General features: G+C 65.6%; 14 protein-coding genes. 6 read left to right on the top strand and 8 right to left on the bottom strand.

Going from position 1 to position 22,262, the window contains the following annotated elements; all coding sequences use genetic code 11:
- Positions 1–375: 375 nt before the first annotated feature.
- The gene (locus GJV26_RS28350) at positions 376–1,296 is read right to left on the bottom strand and encodes an LLM class oxidoreductase (RefSeq protein ID WP_371866575.1); all 921 of its coding nucleotides are present in this window, start codon (positions 1,294–1,296) and stop codon (positions 376–378) included.
- A 532-nt stretch (positions 1,297–1,828) separates the two neighbouring features.
- Positions 1,829–2,992, bottom strand: coding sequence for a serine hydrolase domain-containing protein (locus GJV26_RS28355; protein ID WP_155711907.1), 1,164 nt, complete (start codon positions 2,990–2,992; stop codon positions 1,829–1,831).
- A 611-nt stretch (positions 2,993–3,603) separates the two neighbouring features.
- Between GJV26_RS28355 and GJV26_RS28360 the strand changes: the two genes are divergently transcribed.
- Genes GJV26_RS28360 through GJV26_RS28370 form a run of 3 tightly spaced genes read left to right on the top strand, consistent with a single transcriptional unit; the run spans position 3,604 to position 7,738 of the window.
- Positions 3,604–5,919: a TonB-dependent receptor gene (locus GJV26_RS28360; protein WP_155711908.1), complete on the top strand. Its 2,316-nt coding sequence runs from the start codon at positions 3,604–3,606 to the stop codon at positions 5,917–5,919.
- Positions 5,920–5,940: 21 nt separating this feature from the next.
- On the top strand, positions 5,941–6,954 hold the full coding sequence (locus tag GJV26_RS28365) for a fatty acid desaturase (RefSeq protein ID WP_189441966.1): 1,014 nt from the start codon (positions 5,941–5,943) through the stop codon (positions 6,952–6,954).
- Positions 6,923–7,738: a phosphate/phosphite/phosphonate ABC transporter substrate-binding protein gene (locus GJV26_RS28370; RefSeq protein WP_229419484.1), complete on the top strand. Its 816-nt coding sequence runs from the start codon at positions 6,923–6,925 to the stop codon at positions 7,736–7,738. Before GJV26_RS28365 ends, GJV26_RS28370 begins: the two co-directional genes overlap by 32 nt.
- A 38-nt stretch (positions 7,739–7,776) precedes the next feature.
- Here the strand turns inward: GJV26_RS28370 and GJV26_RS28375 are convergent, their stop codons facing one another.
- The 5 genes from GJV26_RS28375 to GJV26_RS28395 form a co-directional block, all read right to left on the bottom strand.
- Complete coding sequence (locus tag GJV26_RS28375) at positions 7,777–8,955, bottom strand: tyrosine-type recombinase/integrase (protein WP_155711909.1); 1,179 nt, start codon at positions 8,953–8,955, stop codon at positions 7,777–7,779.
- Between the two features lie 64 nt (positions 8,956–9,019).
- A complete protein-coding gene (locus GJV26_RS28380; RefSeq protein WP_189441964.1) occupies positions 9,020–9,382 on the bottom strand; it encodes a DUF2784 domain-containing protein in 363 nt (120 codons plus the stop codon).
- A gap of 102 nt (positions 9,383–9,484) precedes the next feature.
- Positions 9,485–10,840 (bottom strand): acetylxylan esterase, encoded by a 1,356-nt coding sequence (locus GJV26_RS28385; RefSeq protein ID WP_155711911.1) that lies wholly within the window; start codon positions 10,838–10,840, stop codon positions 9,485–9,487.
- Between the two features lie 95 nt (positions 10,841–10,935).
- Positions 10,936–13,506 (bottom strand): cyanophycin synthetase, encoded by a 2,571-nt coding sequence (gene cphA, locus GJV26_RS28390; RefSeq protein ID WP_155711912.1) that lies wholly within the window; start codon positions 13,504–13,506, stop codon positions 10,936–10,938.
- A gap of 49 nt (positions 13,507–13,555) precedes the next feature.
- Entirely contained in the window at positions 13,556–15,733 is a 2,178-nt protein-coding gene (locus GJV26_RS28395) for a cyanophycin synthetase (protein ID WP_155711913.1), read from the bottom strand.
- Between the two features lie 345 nt (positions 15,734–16,078).
- On the opposite strand from GJV26_RS28395, the gene GJV26_RS28400 reads away from it, so the two are divergent.
- Together GJV26_RS28400 and GJV26_RS28405 are read left to right on the top strand one after the other, a co-directional pair.
- Positions 16,079–18,361, top strand: coding sequence for a cyanophycin metabolism-associated ABC transporter (locus GJV26_RS28400; RefSeq protein WP_155711914.1), 2,283 nt, complete (start codon positions 16,079–16,081; stop codon positions 18,359–18,361).
- Positions 18,348–18,818: a cyanophycin metabolism-associated DUF1854 family protein gene (locus tag GJV26_RS28405; protein ID WP_155711915.1), complete on the top strand. Its 471-nt coding sequence runs from the start codon at positions 18,348–18,350 to the stop codon at positions 18,816–18,818. Before GJV26_RS28400 ends, GJV26_RS28405 begins: the two co-directional genes overlap by 14 nt.
- Positions 18,819–18,926: 108 nt before the next feature.
- Here the strand turns inward: GJV26_RS28405 and GJV26_RS28410 are convergent, their stop codons facing one another.
- Positions 18,927–19,457, bottom strand: coding sequence for a hypothetical protein (locus GJV26_RS28410; protein WP_155711916.1), 531 nt, complete (start codon positions 19,455–19,457; stop codon positions 18,927–18,929).
- 272 nt (positions 19,458–19,729) lie between these two features.
- Here GJV26_RS28410 and GJV26_RS28415 point away from each other — a divergent pair, with 272 nt between their 5' ends.
- Positions 19,730–22,024 carry an FdhF/YdeP family oxidoreductase gene (locus GJV26_RS28415; protein WP_155711917.1) on the top strand — a complete coding sequence of 765 codons (2,295 nt, stop codon included), beginning with the start codon at positions 19,730–19,732 and terminating at the stop codon, positions 22,022–22,024.
- The last annotated feature ends 238 nt before the right edge of the window (positions 22,025–22,262 follow it).

Raw genomic sequence — 22,262 nt, forward strand, 5'->3', positions numbered from 1 at the left:
GGTTCGCGCTGGACCTCCGGATTGCCTGGCTTCGGCGCGCCATTGCCATATGTCACCGAAAGTCGTCAAGGAAACTGTCGCGAAATAGACACTAAATGACGTCGGGCACGATCGCGCCGGTCACTACCGAGGTTCGGGCATGATGGAGCAGGCGGCGTAGATGTAGGCGCACGTGCCGACTTGGGCGAATAACCTCGATTGAGGCAGTCTCGCATGTTACGCCGTGCCCGGCGCCGTTCCGGAGCGAGCGGTCCGAGATCTGCCGGACGACGCCGGTGAGCATTGCGGCTGGTGCCGTCGAAGGAGGGTACTCAGGGGCGAGCAGGAACAGCGAGGACCACGCGCGCAGGCTTCGGATCCGGTACTCCGTCCGGCTCAGGGCTGGGATGCCGCCAGTTGCGGCAGGATCTCCGTGCCGATCTCTTCGAGCACGTCCCCGGCGTTGCGCGCGCCGTACTTGAAGTTGAGGATGACATGATTGACGCCGATCGAGCGGGCCGCCTCGAGAAAGCGCACGACAAAATGCCGGCCCGCCCGAAAGCCCAGGTGGATCGGCGTTGGCGCCCCGTCCGGATCGTCGCTGAGGTCGACATAAAACGATTGCACGAACGGCGTGAAGACACCGGGCGCCGCGCTTTCCACTGCGGCGCGCCAGTGCGCCGCGACCTGGGCCTGACGCTGGAGTCCGCGCGGGTAGGTGATCCACCCGTCCGCATTTTTCGCGATCCATTCCAGCGGCTGCCCGCTGTGACCGGTAACGAGCATCGGCACGGACGTGATCGGCTTGGGCACAACATCCGCGGTCCCGCTCAGCGTGCCATAGGACGACTGGAGCCGCGGGAACTGCTCGGCGAGGGCCTCGCGCATGACGCGCAGGTTGTCGCGGAAGAGGGCGGAGCGCTGTTCAAAGTCGACAGCGAAGGCCGGGAACTCGACCGGCCGGTCGCCGGAGGCAATGCCGAGGACCAGACGGTTACCCGAGAGCCGGTCGACCGAGGCCACGCCCTTGGCCGTATGCAAGGGGTGACACAGGGTAAGGACCAGCGCGCCGGTGGCCAGCGCGATCTCGCTCGTCTGCGCGGCAATCCAGCCCAGATAGACCCACGGATCGTAAACCTGGCCCAGGTCGCCGAAGCTTGGGTCGCGCAGCGGCACGTCGCGGCACCACAGCGCGGCGTATCCGAGCTCTTCGGCACGGCCGGCCAGGCGTTCCTGGCCGAGCATCGTCGGCTGGTCGCCGGAGAACGCCTCGATCGGGAAAAACACACCGAGCGTCAGCCGATCCAGCGCGAATATTCGCTAAAAGCCCCTGGAGTCGGCTGGCCTGGCATTCCGGTTCGGTGTCAGCATGTCTGCCATGATCCAACCGGCGGCGCCATCCCGAAGACGGCCGGCGGGGGGGCGGTTGGCGGTTGTAGCGCCCCAGTGCGATTCGTTTATTTCCCGGCGAACGGGCATTATCAGGTTCCTCGCAGCCGCTGGGTCCGCGGCGATGCCGGACTCCTGATCCGGACGGTCGGACTGACCACGGATCCGGATGAGGCCGACGAAATGATCACGGCGACGACGACGGCATAGTTCTGTTCGAACGCGAACTGCTGCGCGAACGGTACCGGACGCTCGATGCACGGCATGCCTCGGGAAAGAGCCGGGCTGGTCACCGGAACTCCAGCTTTATCCGGGTACCGCAGCCGTTACACGAGGCTTTTTCAAAATACAGATAACTTCGCATAATCTATATTATGTCAAATACGATATGGAAGTCGAAGCCAGGGTATCTTCCGGGCACGTCACGCCCGTCCCCGCCGGACTTGCCAGCCGACCTCATTCAAAAACACAGACGCACCGTGTTACAGAGCAAATTCACGATGTCGGTACCCAGCATGGATGACTGGAACAGTTTGTGTTCGACGCCCAGGACTTTCCGTGCCACCGGCTCGGCCAGCTCCAATCCGTTTTCGCCGCTCGTCAGCATCACGAAGCCATCGCCGGTCCGGAGCGAGGCAATGACGAAGGCGCGATAGCCGGTGTTGTTCCCCCAATGCCAGATATGGATGTCGTCCCGAACGCGCTCGATTCCCCAACCCGATCCCCATTCCAGGCCCACGCTGGCATCGGCGACGACGGGCAATGCGGTCGACTGGGCGAGCAAGTCGGCATCGTTGAGCAACCTGGCAAGGAATTTTCCGTAATCCGCCGCGGTGGTGTACAGGGAAAAAGCCGCGAGCGGACTTTCCAAAGCCATGGTCGTCCTTGGGGTTCCATTCGCCTTGGTGCCAGGCAGCAGGCGTTGCGCGATGCTTTCGTTCAATACAAAGCTGCTGTGGTGCATGGCCAGCGGGGCGAAGACCCGCTCGGCCATGAACCGGTCCAGCGGCTGGCCCGTGACGGTTTCCACGGCGCGCTGCAGCAGCAGGTAGCCTTCCCCTGAATAATGCCATGCTGTTCCGGGCGCCGACTCGAAATACAGCGGGCCGGAAGCCCAGTTGGGCAGGCCCGAAGTATGGTTCAGGACCATCCGGGCGGTGATCGACGACAGCCTGGCGTCGGTCACGAGCTCGGCAGGCTCCGCTTTCAAAGGACTGAACCGGTGCCGGTAGCCCTGCGGCAGATAGCTCATCACCGGCGCATCGAGATCCAGCTTTCCCTGCGCTGCGAGCTGCAATACCGCATAGGCGAACACTGGCTTGCTGAGCGACGCCGCCTGAAACACGCTGTCCGCATCCACTTTTAAGGCTGGCTTGCAACCCGACGCGGAAATAACGGAATCGGATTGTCGGTGCCGGATGACGGCGATTGTTACGCCGCATACGTGGTGCCTGACCGCGAGATCTTTCAGCGTCTCCGACAGATTCGCCGTTGTCGAAACGGCTTGCCTTGAAGAGGCACAACCCGGCAAAACCGCGGCGATAGCCGCACTCACGAGCAGAAAACCGATATACCGCCGTAACAGCTTATTTTGCCGGGTCGCTGGCATGCGTATGCGCTGCATGGGTACCTTCAATTATCAAGAATCCCCGCAAGTGTACGATATTGTCGTTGCCATTCCAACAAGCCTGAAACTGGCAACCCTGCCCGCCGCGCTCCCGGCAGGGTGCCTTTGAACATCTTCTTGGCAGCAAATCCAACTCGACAATACATATACTAATGTCGAGTTGGAGCTTGTGATGCCGGATCTGAATTAACCTCCCAGCCGCGGACTGAAAATAATTTGCCGCCGAGTTCTTGTATCGCGGCTCTCCGTGCAGGTGCTGTGCCGACTAGCCGCCCTGGTCGCCGTCGATGATGGGTCCTGTCGAAATTTGCCCGATGATGAAATCGGCAAACGCACCGGACTTGAAATCCATTGCCGCGTTGCCGCCAAGGGCGTGCCGGTTCGTTTCCAACCCTGGGCAACCAGCCTCGAATCAAAGAGTTCTCACCTGCTTCCCCACGCGGTCCCCTCTTCCGATGCCGGACGATGTCCATCGCCAGCAGTTTCCGCATAAGCAGTTTCCGCATATACAGGCACGTTAATCTTCGTTTTCAGCAGATAGCCGCTTGCCTATACTTTTTTCCCTGATAGCATGCGCGTCCACTTCAAGAGCAGAACAAGGAAAACTGATGAACAAGCAACAATCCGGTTATCGCGCGCTCGCCGCGCTGTGCGCCAGCGCAGTCGCGGCTCCCCTCGCCCTGGCAGCCGGCGCCGATCCCGCGCCCCAGGCAGACGACAAGCAGGCCTCCGACCGGATCGAGGTCGTCGAAGTGACGGCCACCCGCACCGGTGCCGTCGATGTCCAGCGGGTCCCCGCTGCCATCACGGTACTGAAGCCGGAAAGCCTCGGCAAGTATGGCCTGGGCAACCTGAACGATATCACCGACCTGGTGCCGGCGATGACGGTGCAGCAGCAGGCCACTGGCGTCAACAACATCACGATGCGCGGCCTGGTCGTGCGCGGGATCGTGCCTTCCGAGGTGCAGGATGCCTCGCTGGTGGCGGTGTACATCGATGAAATGCCCGTCACGCTGAAATCGGCCAATCCCGACCTGAAGGTGCTGGACCTGCAACGCATCGAAGTGCTGCAGGGACCGCAGGGCACGCTGTTCGGCGCCGGCTCGATGGCCGGCACAGTGCGCCAGATTACGCAAAAGCCGGAGTTCAACGAGCTGTTCGGCTCCGTCAAGGCGGTGGGCTCCCGTACGTCCGGCTTCGGCGGCGGCAACCACAACCTGCGCGGCAGCGTCAACGTGCCGTTGAAGAACGCTGCACTGGCGCTGCGCCTGACCGGCTATACGGGCAAGGATTCCGGTTTCATCCGCAACCAGCTCACGGGCCGCACCACGAATGGCGTCTCCACCAACCAGGGCCGCGCGGCATTGCGGCTGCAGGCCACGCGTGACTTGCTGATCGACGCGAGCGTGACCGCGTCCAACATCAAGGGCGGCATCAACGACGCCTATGCGGACCTGGCGCCGTACACCACCATCGCCCTGCTGCCCGAAGTGGGCAACGACAAGCTGCAGCTGTATAACCTGACCGTCAACTACGAGCTGGGCCAGGCGAAGCTGGTCTCGTCCACGTCGTACCTGCACCGCGACACGCTGTACGTCACATCGGCCCAGTATCCGGCCACCGCGTTCATCTTCGGCGGCCAGGACCCGCTGATGCAGTCGGCCTACACGATCGGCAACAAGCTGGCCGACTTCGCGCAGGAGTTCCGCCTGCAGTCGACGGCCGGCGGTCCGTTGAAGTGGACCGCCGGCGCGTTCTTTGAAAAGGGCTCGCGCGATACACTGCAGGACCAGCCCACCACCGGCTTCGACGCCCGCTACGCCGCCACCCGCAACTTCCCCGGCTACAGCTCTCAGGCCAACGACCTGGCCAGCACGCCGGACAATTATTTTTCGGGCCGCCAGTACATCGATTCCCGCCAGGTCGCCCTGTTCGCGGAAGCCACCTACACATTGTGGGGCGACGGGACGAACAGCGGGCTCGACCTGACGGCCGGCCTGCGCCTGTTCCGCGGCACGCAGGATTTCGACCTGAAGTTCACGGGCCTGTTCGGCAATCTCTCCACCGCCACGCCGGCCGTGCCCACAGGCGTGCCGGCGCTGGCCAACAGCAGCGCCACCGCGCGCGGCGCCAATCCGCGCTTCGCGGCCGCATACCGTGTGAACCAGGACCATACGCTGTACGCTTCCGCCGGCAAGGGCTTCCGCTATGGCGGGAACAACCAGCCGGTGCCGTTCAACTTCTGCGGCATCAATGCCCCGTCGACGTTCGCGCCGGACAGCCTGTGGAATTTCGAAGTGGGCTCGAAGAATACACTGTTCGACCGGCGCATGACCTTCAACGCCAGCGCCTACCGGATCGACTGGGATGACGTGCAGGTGTTCAACCGCTTGCCCTGCACATACTACTTTACGCAGAACGCCGGCAAGATCCGCAGCGAAGGCCTGGAACTGGAAACGGCGATCAAGATCACGCGCCGCACGTCGATCGGCATCAATGCATCGCTGAACCACGCAACGGCCACCGACACGGTGCAGACCGGCATTGCCGCGCAAAACATCCCGGCCGGCGCCCGCGTGCCGTATGCGCCGAAGTTCGCTGCCAGCGCCAGCGCCAGCTACAGCATCCCGCTGCCGAACAACGACGAAGTGGGCGTTTCCGCCACCTATGCGCACCGGGGCGAGGCGTACACGAACTTCGCGCGCGAACAGGGCAGCTATGCGCAGATCCCGTCGTCGAACACGGTGAACGCCACGGTGACGTACCGCACGCGCGGCTATGAGGTGGGCCTGTTCGGCACCAATCTCACCAACGGCGCCAAGGTCAGCGACGTGACACCGAACACCATCGCGATCCAGCCGGGCAACACCTTGTACATGGTGCGCCCGCGTACCGTGGGCCTGCGCGTTACCGCGCGTTTCTGACGTCGCCGAGCGAGGATACCAGTGGCGCACGAACGGCAACGCTCGGAATACCTGGACGACGCCCAGCGCCGCCAGGTCGCGGCCGAGCGCAGCCGGCTACTGTGGGTGGCCGAATGGCCCACCTGGCTGCTGATCGTTGCCATCCACGGAGGCTGGTTCGCCACCCTCGCCTTCCGGCACGCGCTGGGCACGGCCCTTTTCACGCTGCTGATGATCTGGTGGTGCGCGTGGTACATGTCGCTGCAGCACGAGCTGATCCACGGGCACCCCACGCGCTGGCCATGGGTCAACCGGCTGTTCGGCTGGGCGCCGCTGGCGGTGTGGTATCCGTACCGCCTGTACCGCGACAGCCACCTGCAGCATCACGTCGACTCCCACCTGACGGTGCCGGCGCTCGATACCGAGAGCTCCTACGTGTCGCCCAGGGCGTGGGCCGGCATGAGCGCGCCGCTGCGCCGGCTGTACTGGTTCAACAAGACGTTTGCCGGCCGCATGCTGGTGGGGCCGGCGCTGTCGATCGGTACCATGCTGGCCGAAGCCGTACGCGAGCCGTTGCGGGGCGACTGGCGCAACGTGCCGATGTGGCTGGGGCATATCGGCATGCTGGGCGCGCTGCTGTGGTGGATCGACAGCGCGTTCGGCGTCTCCGCCGTGTATTACCTTCTGGCGATTGCCTATCCGGCGCAATCGCTGGCGATGGTCCGCTCTTATTATGAGCACCGCCCCGCAGCGCAGCACAAGCAGCGGATCGTGCTGAACGAAGCCGGGCCGGTGCTGCGCCTGCTGTTCCTGAACAATAACCTGCACCTGGTGCACCACGACCTGCCATCGTTGCCGTGGTACCTGCTGCCCCGCATCTACCAGGCGCGGCGCACCGCGTACAACGCCCGCAGCGGCGGCTTCCACGTGCAGGGCTATGCCGGCCTGATGCGCCGCCACGCCTTCCGCCCGGTGGATGCGCCGGTGCATCCCCACATGCCGGAAACCGAACAGGAAAATGCATATGACGTGGAAAGCCGCACTGCCGATGTATAACGTGTCGGCCCGCCTGCGGGCCGGCTACGGGGCGTTGCTGGAAGCACTGCTGGACCAGGCGGGAGCGACCGAAGCCTGCGGCGTGATCGAGCGGGTACACGATGCCGACCTGCCTGCGGCACTGCCGGAATTCTGGCTGCGGCCCGACCTGCTGCTGTCGCAAACCTGCGGTTATCCATGGCTGCACGCGTTGCGCGGGCACGCGACACTGGTCGCCACGCCCTGCTTCGACGTGCCCGGTTGCGACGGCAGCGATTATTCGAGCGTACTGGTGGCGCGCGGCGACAGCGGCATCCGCACCCTGGACGACGCGCGCGGCCGGGTGGCCGTGGCCAACGAACGGCATTCGAACAGCGGCATGAACGCGCTGCGGCACGCGGTCGCGCCGTTGGCCCGGAACGGCACGTTCTTCGGCGCCGTGAAATGGTCCGGCAGCCACGCGGCCAGCCTGCGCATGGTGCGCAGGGGCGCGGCGGACCTGGCGGCGATCGATTGCGTTACCTATGCGTACCTGCAGCAGGAAAAGGCGGCCAGTGTCGAAGGCCTCGTGGCGCTGGGATTCACGGCGCCGTCGCCGGGCCTGCCGATCATTGCCGGCAGCGCCGTGCCGGATGTGGTGGTGCGGCGCCTGCGCAATGCGCTGCTGGAGCCGGACGCGCCGTTGCGCAAAGCCATGGCGGCGTTGCGGATCGTGCGGTTCGCGCGCCGCGATGAACGGGACTACGCCCGGATCGGGTACCTTGAAGAAGAGGCGGTCAGCCTCGGCTACCCGGAACTGAACTGAGCGCCGGCAGCATCTTCCGGACTCGTTCAGATGACATTTCAGATGACATTCTTGCCGCTGACCGACGCCATGATCTCGTCGTGCCGCTCGTTGTCCGTCTTGTGCAGATAAGCCGCGGTGGTGGCGATGTTCGCGTGCCCCGCCGTCTCCTGCAGCGTCTTCAGCTGCACGCCGTTGTTCGCGTGGTTGGTCAGCATGCTGTGGCGCAGCCAGTGCGTGGATGCCTGCCGCAACTGGGCGGCCGCATCGCTGTCGCCGCGCGCGGCGGCGGCATCGGCGGCGGCGGTGAACACCGCCTTCATCGCTTCGGAGGCCGCTTCGTCCGTCAGGCGCACCAGTACCCTGCTTCGGCTCGACAGCACCAGCGGCGTGGTGTCGCCGCGGCTGGTCTGGGGCAGCAGCTCGAACGCGGCGCGGTATCGGCGGAAGGCGGCGAGCATGTCCGGCGGTACCGGCAGCCGGCGCGGCTTGTTGCCCTTGCCTATCACGTCGATCCACCAGCGGCCGTTTCCTTCCGTGTAGATCGCGCCCATGTCCGCGCCGACGAGCTCATTGAGCCGCGCGCCGGTGTGGGCATAGGCCACCAGCAGGAAGCGGTCGCGCTCGCGGCGGCGCAGCGCCGCCGGCGTGTCCGCTTCCCGGTTTTCCACGGTGGAAAGCGCGAGGCCGATGGCATCCTGGGTGAGGTAACGCGTGATACGGCTGGCGTTGACGATCTTTACGTTCTTTACCAGCGCGCCGGGATCGCGCCGCAGGTAGCCGGTCTGCTCGGCGAACGCCAGCAGGCCCTTCACGGCGATCATCGCCTGGCGGCGGCTGGCATCGGACAGCGGGCCGGAGAACGGGCGGTAACGCTCGTCCGTGCGGGGCCACTTCGTCGTCGAGATCCACTCGGCCGGCGGCGCCTTGATGAATTCCTTGTAGGCGTTCAGGTCCGAGACGCCCAGCTCGCGCAACGATTTGCCGGCCTCCTCGCGGCACCAGGTCAGGAAGCGGTACAGCTCCTTCTGCGTGTTGGCGATGGATTTCGGCCGCAGTTCACCGTGGCTGATGTATTCGCGGGCGATTTCACTGTCGGTACGGGCGTCGGTCAGCGCATCGACGGGAACGTCGCGCCAGGCATCGGGATCGATGTCACGCCGTGCCAGGCCGCCGGTGCCGGGCGATGTTAACGTTTGCAGATCGGGTTGCAGGTCGATTGGCGCGAATTTGCCCATGAAGCAGGAAATACTGTTCGGATGCACAGTATTGTACAGTATGGCATACAGTATTTCGCGGCCGTCATCGCTTGCGCCGTTTGAACACCCACAGGTAAATCAGGACGTTGAACAGGATGACGATGCCGGCCAGCGCGAACTGCACGTTGCGGGTCAGCCCTTCTGGATAAATCAGCCACAGCAGCCATCGTTGAAGAAAATCGCCTTCGTAGCGCGCCATGCCGGCGCGTGTACGAAGCGTGTTTTCCAGCGAGGTCAGCGGGCATCCCGCGCCGCTGGCCTCGACCAGGATGCCCCACGCCGCCGCTGGCAGGTGGATCACCGCGAGCCAGCGGCGGCGCAGCGCGAGCAGTCCGCCGAACAGGACAAAGACGATGAATCCGAAGTGAACGATCAGTACGGCCGTGGCGGCCAGTATGTTGAACACGTTGCAGTACCCTGGCGATGTCGGCATCCGGTGGCTGTTCCGGCTGCCGGGGACGTGACCGGGTCATTCTATCGCATCATCCGGAAGCGGTGTATCGGGCGCTCAGCGCCCCTTCGCTTGCCGCAGGATCCATGCCTGCTGCGTGGCCTGGTGCGCCGGCGACGTCAGGTGCACCTGCTCCGGTTCGATGACGATCTCGCGCGGAGCGGGGATCACGTTGTACACGGCGAAGGTGGAAGTGGGCGGCGTCACCATATCGTTGTAGCCCGCATAGAACAGCACGGGGGCGCGCAGCCGCTTCGCGAAGTTCACGGTGTCGTAGTAGCCGGTGGTGGCGATTTTCGGCGCTACCGGCTGATCCTGCACGTTGCCGGCATCATCCTTCCGGAACAGGCCGGGCCAGCCGCCCGCGCGGCCGCCCAGGTAGCCGGTCACGTCGGCATACGCGGGATACGATGCGACGGTCGCGGTCACCCGCGGGTCGAGCGCGGCCGTGACGATCGCCAGTTGCCCGCCCTGGCTGCCGCCCTGCGTGACGAGGTTCCTGCCATCCCATTTGCCGTGGCGGACCAGGAAATCGAGGCCACGCAGCGCGCCGAGATAGACGCGGCGGTAGTAATACGTTTCGCGGTTGTCGAGGTTGTAGCGGTTGTAGCTTTCCAGCGCACCGAAGCGCAGCTGTTCATATAGTTCGTCCGGCAGGTTGACGGGAATGCCGTGAATGCCGATCTGCAGCGTGATCACGCCTTTCGCCGCCAGGTCGGCGGAACCCTTGTAGCCGCGCACGCCGGCTCCCGGAACCTGCAGTACCGCCGGATACCTGCCCTCCGCGCGCGGCACGGACAGCACGCCGTAGATACGCGTCGGCCGGCCGCCCTGCCCCACGTTCTGGTAATGGAGATAGGACACGTCGACCTCCGCGGTGGACAGGTCGGGGGCGGGCGTGACAGTCCATTGCGGATCGACCTTTGCCAGCTGTTCGCGCTGGGCGGCCCAGAAGGCGTCGAAGTCGGCCGGTTCCGCTTGCAGCGGGCGGATATCCAGCGGGCTGAAGGCGGCGGTGGCCGTGGCCTGCACGGGTTTGCCGCCCACTGTCGCGGACACGATCGCGCGCACGAAGCCGGGCTGCGCCTGCGCCGGGATCGGCAGCGACAGCCCGGCCTTCGGCACCACCGCCGTGCGCTCCGGTCCTTCCAGCATGTCCGGGCCGAGGCGATAGCGGATCGGGATGCCTTCCGCTGGATACGGGCTCACATCGAAACGCACGCGCACCGTCGCACGGTCGCCCGATTCATAGGTCCAGTCGGGGCGGTCCAGGGAAATGCTCAACGGGCCGGCATCGCGGGCCGCGTTCAACAGGGTGACTTGGGACGAGGCGGCGCGCGCGGGCGGAAGATACAAGGTACTTGCCGCCACGAGCGCGGCGGCCGCCAGCAGGCGAAGGGAGGAAAGTGTCATGGGAGCGGGTGCGTGCGGAAGATCCGCCCATGCTAGGAGCGGACCGGCGCGCGGTCAATGCCGCGCGCCGAAATACTCACCCGCCTGCGCGGTGCTCAGCCCGCCGCGACGCGTTTCGCGATGTGCGCCAGCGCTTCTTCCACCTGGTCGATGAGCACCAGGCACAGGTCCCCATCCCCCAGGCGGTCGAGCGCCGTGTCGATCGCCACGAATTCGCCGTCGATCTCGTCGACGTGCGATGTGCGGCTGGCACCCTGCAGGCCGGCGCGCAGCAGCGCGATCACCTCGCCGTCCGCGCGGCCGCGCTGGCACTGGTCCTGGTACAGCACCACGTCGTCGAAGGCCTTGCCGAGGATCTCGGTCTGCTGGCTGATATCCTCGTCGCGGCGGTCGCCGGCACCGCTGATGACCACCGAGCGGCGTTTCGCCGGCATCGATTCCACGGCCTGCACCAGGGCGAGCATCGCGTCCGGGTTGTGTCCGTAGTCGGCGATCACGGTGGCGCCGCGGAAGTCGAACACATTGAAGCGGCCCGGCGCGTTGTGGCTGTCGGTCGTGAACGTCTTCAGGCCCAGGCGGATGGATTGCCAGTCGATGCCGGCGCCCCATGCGGCGCCCACGGCGGCCATCGTGTTCTCGACCTGGAAACCGATCGTGCCGTTGCGGGTCAGCGGAATATCGGCCAGCGCGATGCGCTGCACGAACTTGCCTTCCGCGGCCACCAGGTCGCCCTTGTCCACGTACACGGTGCGGCGGCCCTGCGCCAGGTGCGTGGCCACCACGGGGTGATAGCGGTCGGCGCCGAAGAACAGCACCTTGCCTTTCGAGGCGGCCGCCATGCCGGCCACGATCGGGTCGGTGGCGTTCAGCACGGCCCAGCCGTTCTCGTCGACGTTCTGCACGATCACGCGCTTCAATACCGCGAGATCTTCCACGGTGGTGATGTAGTTCAGGCCCAGGTGGTCGCCCGCGCCGATATTCGTGACCACGGCCACCTTGCAGCGGTCGAATGCCAGGCCCTCGCGGAGGATACCGCCGCGCGCCGTCTCGAATACGGCCGCATCCACGTCCGGGTGCTGCAGCACGTTGCGCGCGCTGCGCGGGCCCGAGCAGTCGCCGCTGTCGATCTGGCGGCCGTTGACATAGACGCCATCGGTATTGGTCATGCCCACGCGCAGGCCGGACGAGGCGATCAGGTGCGCGATCAGGCGCACGGTGGTGGTCTTGCCGTTCGTGCCGGTGACGGCGACGACCGGAATGCGGCCATCCTCGCCCTCGGCGAACAGCGTGCCCACGATCGCCTCGCCGATCGGCCTGCCCTTGCCGTACGACGGCGACAGGTGCATTCGCAGGCCCGGCGCGGCATTGACCTCGACCACGCCGCCGTTCTGTTCCTCGATCGGGCGCAGCACGCTGTCGACCACCACGTCGACGCCGCAGATATCGAGGCCGATCATCTGCGCCGCTTCCACGGCGCGTGCCGCCACTTCGGGATGCACGTCGTCGGTCACGTCGGTGGCACTGCCGCCCGTCGACAGGTTGGCGTTGTTGCGCAGGATGACGCGCTGGCCCTGGGGCGGCACGGAATCCGCATCCAGGCCCTGCTGCGCCAGGCGCGCCAGCGCGATGTCGTCGAAGCGGATCTTGGTCAGCGACGTGGAATGGCCGCTGCCGCGGCGCGGATCGGCGTTGACCATGTCCACCAGTGCGCGTACCGAGTGCACGCCGTCGCCCACCACGTGCGGCGGATCGCGCCGCGCCGCGGCGATCAGCTTGTTGCCGATCACGAGCAGCCGGTAGTCGTGGCCGGGCAGGAAGCGCTCGACCAGGATGTCGTCGCGGAATTCGCGCGCCGTGTTGAACGCAGCGTGCGTCTGCGCCTCGGTGGTGATGTTGACGGTGACGCCCTTGCCCTGGTTGCCGTCCTTGGGCTTGATCACCACGGGCAGGCCGATCAGCTGCGCCACCTGCCATGCTTCCTCGGCGGTTTCGACGGTGCGCCCGACCGGTACCGGCACGCCGGCCGCGTCCAGGAGCCGCTTGGTCAGCTCCTTGTCCTGCGCGATGTTTTCGGCGATCGCGCTGGTCGAATCGATTTCCGCGGCCTGGATGCGGCGCTGCTTGCTGCCCCAGCCGAAGGCCACCATCGAGCCGGAAGTCATGCGGCGATACGGAATCTTGCGCGCGACGGCGGCTTGGACGATCGCGCCGGTGCTCGGCCCCAGGCGCACATCCTCGTCCAGCTCGGCCAGTTCGGCCAGCGCGGCGGCCAGGTCGAACGGCGTATCGTGCAATGCCGAGTTGACCAGCTGCTCGGCCAGTTCCACCGCCCGGCGGCCTACTTCTTCCTCGGTGTATTCGACCACCATCTGGAAAATGCCTTCTTCCACCGTGGGCGTGGTACGGCTGAAAGTGACCGGGCAGCCGGATTCCGCCTGCAGCGCGAGCGCCGTCAGCTCGAGCACGTGCGCCAGCGGCACCGCGTCGGCGTGGCCATGGGGCTGGAACTGCCCGATGCGGGGAAAGCGCGCGCGCAGCCGCACTTCGAAGCCGGGCAGCTTGTCGGCCGCCAGTTCTTCGGGCGTGCACGAAACGATCGCTTCGATGGCGGTGTGGTGGCTCCAGAGGTTCGGGCCGCGCAGCGCGCGGGTGCGGATCACTTCCATGTACTGATTCCTGTGTGGTGTTCTTCTGTGCGGGGCATGGCTTGGAAACTCATGCCGTCCGCTTCTTCCATTCGAATGTGCGCAGCGCGGCGGCGATCAGGTCCGGCGACAGGTCGAGCGCCCAGCCGGTGCCGATCGCGGCCAGCACGGCTTCGCGGCATTCGTCCTCGTCGTTGGGCAGGCAGTGCGCGGGCAGTTCGGCCACTTCGTCGTCGCCGATCGCCATCACGAATGCGCCGCCGCGGCCGAACACGACCCGGCCGCCCGCCTGGCGGTGCGCGGCGATCGCCGGCGCATCCTCGCGCACGGCATAGAACAGCACGCTGCCATCGCACAGCCGCGCCATGTCGGCGGCCTGCGCGTCGCCGGCGTTCAGCACCGCCACGCCGTCGGAAAGCACTACATCGACCTGCGTGCGCAGCAGTCGCGCCATCTGTTCCGGCTGGTCGATATAGAACTCGCCGAGCGCGTCGTGGCCGAGGGTATCGGTCACCACGCCCACCGTGCAGCGGTCGTAGGCCAGGCCCTCGGTCAGGATCATGCGGTTGCCGTTCGCGAACACGGCCGTTTCCACGTTCTTGTTCAGCAGCAGCCGCTGGCCCGATTCCCATTCCGAGAGCGGGCCGCGGGCGATCTTGCGGCCGTTCAGGTACACCGCTTCTTCGCAGGCGACGCCGACATAACGGCCGGACACCTGCAGCTGCCAGGCCGTCAGCCGCGCGATCAGCGCCGTGTGGCGGGTACCGGCCACGCCGATGATCGGGATACGGCCGTTCTCGCCGTCGTCGAACAGCTGCTCGACGATCGCCGCGCCCACCGGCCGCGGCGTGCCGCCCGGTGCCGGTTTCAGGTGGGCCAGCAGGCCCGGGCTGGCGTTCACTTCGATGATCGCGCCGCCCTGTTCTTCCAGAGGGCGCGTGATGTCCTGCGCCACCAGGTCGATGCCGGCGATGTCCAGGCCCACGGCGCGCGCCGCCAGCGCGGCCATTTCGGCCACGGCCGGGTGCACCAGGTCGGTCACGTCGTTTGCAACGTTGCCGTTGATGGCGATGAGCACCTTGCGGCCCGCTTCCGGCACCGAATCGGGCACCAGCCCCTGGCGTTTCAGTTCCAGCTGCACTTCCGGCGATTTCTCCGGTTCCACCGGGTTCAGCGGATGTTCCTCGTTCGGGCCGCGGCGCGGATCGGAGTTGATCTGCGCATCGACCAGCGCGGTGACGGTCGACTGGCCGTCGGCCGTGACCCACACCGACTCGCCGCGCGACGCGGCCACCACCTTGCGGCCCACCACCAGCAGCCGGTGTTCGTCGCCGACGATGAAGCGCTCGACGATGACCGAGGAGCTGTCGCCCCGTTCCACGGCGATGTGGAACGCCTTGCGCACGTCCGCCTCGGTGGTGAGGTTCAGCGTCACGCCGCGGCCATGGTTGGCATCGTACGGCTTGACGACGACCGGCAGCCCGATGTCCTTGGCCTCTTCCCAGGCGGCGTCCTCGCTGTCGACCAGGGCGCCTTCCGGTACCGGAACGCCGCAGGATGCGAGGATCTGCTTGGTCATGTCCTTGTCGCTGGCGATGCCTTCGGCGATGGCGCTGGTATTGTCGGTTTCCGCCGTCCAGATGCGGCGCTGGCGGGCGCCGTGGCCCAGCTGCACCAGGTTGCCGTCGGTCAGGCGGATATGGGGCACGGCGCGGTCGATCGCGGCGTCCACGATGCTGTTGGTCGACGGGCCCAGGCACAGCCGCTCGACCATGTCGGTCAACCTGTCGACGGTGGCCTGCAGGTCGTACGGGCGATCTTCGATGCACGCCATCAGCAGGTCGCGGCCGGCAACCAGCGCGGCGCGGCCCACGTTTTCCTGCCGCGTGCGGAAGGCCATCTTGTAGATGCCGCTGCCGTCGGACGTCTGGCGCGTCTGGCCGAAGCCGGTGCGCATGCCCGCCAGGTTCTGCAGCTCGAGCACCACGTGTTCGAGGATATGGCCGGCATAGGTGCCGTCGCGCAGGCGCTCGAAGAAGCCGCCATGTTCGCCGACGCCGCAGCGATGCTCGACCATGCCGGGCAGCAGCGTGGTCAGTCTTTCATACAAGCCAGGAATTTTGTTGGAAGGGAAGTTTTCCAGCTCGCCGATATCGAGCCAGGCTTCGATGACGGGGCGGTAGGTCCAGATGTTCGGGCCACGCAGGTAAGTGACGCGGAGAACGTCGATATCTTTCTTTTTTGTCATGTTTTTGCTCTAGTACCTCTTACGGTATACTTCCACCCATGCGTTCGCAGGGAGATCAATGTGCGTTCGCAGACGCGGCTTCCTCTTCCGAATCATCCCTGAAGAATACAATAAATAAAAATTGGCCCCATTCTTCCGTGCGCTAATCGTGTCAGCGTACTGATAGCCTGATCCGTTAGTCTTTTAGTTGCTCGTTCATTACGCGCATGATGACCAGTATTCCGGTCGGCGTTTTGTACGCACGTATTTCCAATATTTGGATATTCTCCCACTGAATTCACATTCTTGCCAAATAGCAAAACCGCAGGCAAAAATTTTTGCAAACCCAACGGAGCTTCTCCAACAATGACAACAACCGATCTTCCTCCTGGGCTGGCCCGTATCGAATTACCCGAACCCTGGCGCTCCGACACGCAATTGCAGCTTGCTCCAGGGGAAAACGTGCAAAGTATGCTGGAGGTTGACCTCGACTCGAAATTGCATTTCTCCAAAGGCATTGTCCTGCTGACGGACCGCCGCATCCTGTCGCGCGCACCCGGCGCGCAATGGCAGGCCTGGCCCTACCAGCCCGGCATGGCGCTCAGGCTGCACGATCATGCCGGCGTGGGCCACCTCGAACTGGTCGACGAGCACGGCCGGCTGGCCGAATGGCGCTTTACACTGGGCCAGAACCTGCATGCCATCAAGCTTTCCGAGCAGTTCGGCCCTTTGCTGGAGTCATCGCTGACAGGACAGCCCGTGCTCCGCGAAGAAGAGCACGCCTGCCCCACCTGCAAGGCGCCGCTCGAACCCGACGCGGAGGAATGCCCGATCTGCGCGAAGGTCGTGCACACGCCGCCGTCGACATGGACACTGCTGCGGCTGTGGCGCTTCGCCCACCCGTACCGCTGGCAGCTGCTGGGCGGCTTCACGCTGATGCTGCTGTCCACCGCTGCCCACATGATCCCGCCCTACATCAGCATGCCGCTGATGGACAACGTGCTGATCCCGTACCAGAACGGCCAGCCGGTCGATACCGGCCTGGTGACGATGTACATGTCCGGCCTGCTCGCCGCCGCCGTGCTGGCCTGGATACTGGGTTGGGGCAAGACCTATGTGCTGGCGCTGGTGTCCGAACGCATCGGCGCCGACCTGCGCACCAACACCTACGAACACCTGCTGCGGCTGTCGCTGGAATACTTCGGCGGCAAGCGCACGGGCGACCTGATGTCGCGCATCGGCAGCGAAAGCGACCGGATCTGCGTGTTCCTGTCGCTGCACCTGCTCGATTTCGCGTCCGACTGCCTGATGATCATCATGACGGGCGTGATCCTGTTCACGATCGATCCATGGCTGGCCATCGTCACGCTGGTGCCGCTGCCGTTCATCGCCTGGCTGATCCACCTGGTGCGCGACAAGCTGCGCACGGGCTTCGAGAAGATCGACCGCGTGTGGGGCGAAGTGACCAACGTGCTGGCCGATACGATTCCCGGCATCCGGGTGGTGAAAGCGTTTGCCCAGGAGACCCGCGAGGCGAACCGCTTCCGCGTGGCCAACCGGCACAACCTGGCCGTCAACGACAAGCTGAACAAGGTCTGGTCGCTGTTCTCGCCGACCGTGTCGTTCCTGACCGAGCTGGGCCTGCTGGTGATCTATGTGTTCGGCATCTTCCAGGTGTCCAAATCGCACATCACGGTGGGCGTGCTGACCGCGTTCCTCACCTATTCGGCGCGCTTCTACGGCCGGCTCGATTCGATGAGCCGCATCGTGTCCGTCACCTCGAAGGCGGCCTCGGCGGCCAAGCGCATCTTCGACATCCTCGACCACGTGTCGTCGGTTCCGGAGCCGGCCAACCCCGTCAAGCTCGGCAAGATCGAGGGCAACATCACGCTGCGCGAGGTGGGCTTCCGCTACGGTAACCGCGCGGTGAACCGCGGTGTGAACCTGGAGATCAAGTCCGGCGAGATGATCGGCCTGGTCGGCCATTCCGGCTCGGGCAAGTCGACGCTGGTCAACCTGATCTGCCGCTTCTACGACGTGGCCGAGGGCGCGATCCTGCTCGACGGCGTGGATATCCGCTCGCTGGCCGTGTCCGATTACCGCCGCAACATCGGCCTGGTGCTGCAGGAGCCGTTCCTGTTCTTCGGCACGATCGCCGAGAATCTTGCATACGGCAAGCCGGACGCCACCCGCGCGGAAATCATGGCCGCGGCACGCGCCGCGCACGCCCACGATTTCATCCTGCGGCTGCCGCAGGGCTACGATTCGATGGTGGGTGAGCGCGGCCAGGGTCTTTCCGGCGGCGAACGCCAGCGCATCTCGATCGCCCGCGCGCTGCTGATCGATCCGCGCATCCTGATCCTGGACGAAGCCACCGCTTCGGTCGACTCGGAAACCGAAAAGGAAATCCAGAAAGCGCTGGACAACCTGGTGGCCGGCCGCACCACGATCGCGATCGCGCACCGCCTGTCCACGCTGCAGCGCGCCGACCGCCTGGTGGTGATGGACCGCGGCAAGGTGGTCGAGGAAGGCCCGCATGACGAATTGATGGCGATGGAAGGTGCCTATTACCGCCTGTACCAGGCGCAGGCCCGCAACGTCGATACCGACCTGGATGACAAAGGAACGCAACGCGATGACGACAACTGATTTCAAGCTGCGGCGCGACCCGTTCGGCCGCCTAGTGCTGACCGATGCGAACGGCACCGTGCACGAAGGCGTGTCGCCTGTGCGTGCCTTTCCGATCCAGGCGCCGGATGAAGGCCTGGCTCTCGTCAACTCGGACGGCAAGGAGGTCGTATGGCTCGACCGTGTCGACGATCTGCCGGCCGAGACCGCCGCGCTGGTGCGCGAGGAACTGGCGGGCCGTGAGTTCATGCCCGAGATCGCCCGCATCGTCGATGTGACGAGCTTCGCCACGCCGTGCACATGGACGGTGGAGACGGACCGCGGCGTCGCCGATTTCGTGCTGCGCGGCGAAGAAGACATCCGCCGCATCGGCACCGATTCCCTGCTGGTCTCGGACACGCACGGCATTCACTTCCTGATCCGCAACCAGTACACGCTGGACAAGCACAGCAAGAAGATCCTCGACCGCTTCCTGTGATCCCGGGGCGGGCCCCGGCCGCTGCAATTGAAAAAGCCCCGGGATAGCCAGCTATCCCGGGGCTTTTTCAATTGCAGCGCTTCCCCGGCGATGTGCCGCCGCCGCCGTTCAGTCGAGGTAAGGGGCGCAGGCGCCTGCCTTGCGCGCGGCGCCGCCGCACACCGCGCGCCGGCATTCCACGGCACCCGACTGGCCCGGCCCCGGACAACGGGCGAACACGCTGCTCAGCCGATCCTTGCGTTCCTGGCGTTCCTTGCGCGGCGCCGCGTCGGCGAGGTCGCGAGACCGTCCCGGTGACACGGGCTGCGCCGCGGGCGGCGCGGCCGACTCGTCGCCCGACGTGCCGGAAGTCTGCGCCGGTGCAACGCCGGCCGCCACCCACTCCGGCAGGTCGCGCAGCACGGCGGCCGGCACCGGTTGGCCGGGCAGGACCAGCGGCGGGAGCCGGTCTGCCGAAGACGCTGCCGCGGGTACAGCGTCTGCCACCGCTTCTTCCGGCACTGCCTTCTGTGCGGCCGGCGCTCCCGCCGGCCTGCCTGCCTGCGGCACCGCCATCGGCCGGCCCGCCAGCGAGCTCTCGACATTCGCAATGGCGCGGTTCGCCTGCCATGCCTGCACCGCCCATACCGCGGCAGCCACAAGACCGGCGATTAGCAAAAGCGCGACCACCCACGCGATCTTGGGGAAAGGTTTTCGCGGGGCTGCCGCTTCCGGCCGGGCCGGCTCCGGGAATGGATTGTCTGGATTGTCCGATTGCATCGGGCCACGATACCCCAACCGTGCGCGGCGCGGCGCACCGCTGACCCGCAATTGCCCCGCATGGCCACCTTCCGGATCACCGGCATTGTGCGCCTGCGCACCGACCATGCGTTCCCGGGCGGGCTACGGTAAGTTTTCATCTAGGAGATACCATGAGCGACAAGCTGAAGGTGGAGTCGGCGACCATGCCGGCGGGCGGCTGGGGGTCGGTGAAGGAAGTCACGAACATCCTGCTGCACGAGCATGTGCCGCTGAAGGACAGCCGCCTGCTGATGAAGCAGAACAAGCCCGATGGCTTCGCCTGTGTCAGCTGCGCCTGGGCCAAGCCCGCCAATCCGCACCCGTTCGAATTCTGCGAAAGCGGTGCCAAGGCCACCGCCTGGGAAACCACCAGCAAGGCCATCGGCGCCAGCTTTTTCGACCGGCATACCGTCACCGAGCTGGAGAGCTGGAGCGACCACGAGCTGGAAAACCAGGGCCGGCTGACCGAGCCGCTGCGCTGGGATGCCGCCAGCGACAAGTACCGGCCGGTGGCCTGGGACACCGCCTTCGCCGAGATCGGCGCCGCGCTGCGGGCCTGCGACCGCGAACAGGTGGTGTTCTACGCATCCGGCCGGGCATCGCTGGAAACGTCGTACATGTATCAGCTGATGGCGCGCATGTACGGCAACAACAACCTGCCCGACAGCTCGAACATGTGCCATGAAAGCACCTCCGTCGGGCTGAAGAAAACCATCGGCGTGGCGGTCGGCACCGTGGGACTGAACGATTTCGAGCATACCGACTGCATCTTCTTCTTCGGCCAGAACGTGGGCGTGAACAGCCCGCGCATGCTGCACCAGCTGCAGGAGGCGCGCAAGCGGGGCGTGCAGATCATCACGTTCAATCCGCTGCGCGAGCGCGGCCTGGTCAGCTTCACCAACCCGCAATCGCCGATCGAGATGCTGACCGGCCAGGAAACGCCAATCAGCACCCAGTACCACCAGCTGAAACCGGGCGGCGACACGGCGGTGCTGATGGGGCTGTGCAAGGCGGTGCTGGCGCGGGACGACGAAGCCCGCGCCGGCGGCGCGCAGCGGGTGCTGGACATGCCGTTCCTGCAGGAGCATACGCATGGCTTCGAAGCTTTCGAGGCATCCGTACGCGCCTGTTCCTGGCCGGCCATCGAGGCCGAATCCGGGCTGACGCGCAGTGCCATCGAGGGCGCCGCGGATGTGTACTGCAAATCGGCCGCGGTGATGGCCGTATACGGCATGGGCCTGACGCAGCATCGCCAGGGCGTGCAGAACGTGACGATGCTGGTCAATTTCCTGCTCGTGCGCGGCAATATCGGCAAGCCCGGCGCCGGCGTCTGCCCCGTGCGCGGACACTCGAACGTGCAAGGCCAGCGCACGGTGGGCATCACCGAAAAGCCCGAGCTGGCGCCGCTGGACCAGCTGAAGGCGCAATACGGCTTCGAGCCGCCCCGCAAGACGGGCATGAATACGGTCGAAGCATGCGAGGCGATCCTGGCCGGCAAGGTGCCGGCCTTCATCGCGCTCGGCGGCAACTTCGTGCGCGCCGTGCCGGACACGGTGCGCATGGAAGCGGCCTGGCGCCGCTTGCCGCTGACGGTGCAGATCTCCACCAAGCTCAACCGCAACCATGTGATCCATGGCCAGGCCTCGTATATCCTGCCCTGCCTCGGACGGATCGAGATCGACCGCCAGCGCGGCACCCCTCAATCGGTGTCGATCGAAGACAGCACCTCGTGCATGCACGGTTCGCGCGGCATGGCCGAACCCGCCGCTGCCACGCTGCTATCCGAACCGGCCATCGTGGCCGGCCTGGCCAAGGCCACGCTGGCGCCGAATCCGAACGTGGACTGGGATGCCTGGGTAGCCGACTACAGCCGTGTTCGCGATGCGATCGAAACCACCTTCCCGTCGATCTTCCGCGATTTCAATGAACGGATGTGGACGCCGGGCGGGTTTCGCAAGCCTCTGGGCGCCGCGGAACGCGTGTGGGACACGCCGAGCAAGCGCGCCGAGTTCACGGTGCCCGCTATGCTGCAGGCGGATGCCGACGCGGACAGCCCGGACCCGGCGGCGCTGCGGCTGTTCACGGTGCGCAGCGACGGGCAGTTCAATACCACGATCTACAGCAATGAAGACCGCTTCCGCGGCGTGAGCGGAAGCCGCATGGTGCTGTTCATGTCGCCGGTGGACATGGCGCGCCTGCAACTGGCGGACGGCGACCTGGTCGATCTGGCCACCGCCGTCAGCGACGATGCGCCGCGGCACGTGCGTGGCCTGCGGGTGGTGGCATACGACGTGCCCGAAGGTTGCGCCGCCGGGTATTACCCCGAGTGCAATCCGCTGATCCCGATTTGGCACCACGCACTGGAAAGCAAGGTGCCGGCAGCGAAATCGATCGACGTGCTGGTGCGCAGAACGGCTTCGTCGTGAGCCGACCCCGCTGTCGGCCTGGTGCAGGCGCCATCCGACAGTACTGCCCGCTACAAGTTCATTAAAAAATAACACATTTGCAAGGTTGACAAAACAGTCGCCGCGTCTACGCTGGAGTTAGCGTGGCGCCGCGGCTGTTTTTATTTGTCAACCAACGTTCTCAACCATTGTGTGCTCGACCTTTGCGTTCCCGGCAATGCATGCACGATCGCTGTGCCTGATCGCTGTACCTGATCGA

Source organism: Pseudoduganella dura, from assembly GCF_009727155.1.
GTDB classification, from domain to species: Bacteria; Pseudomonadota; Gammaproteobacteria; order Burkholderiales; family Burkholderiaceae_D; genus Rugamonas; species Rugamonas dura.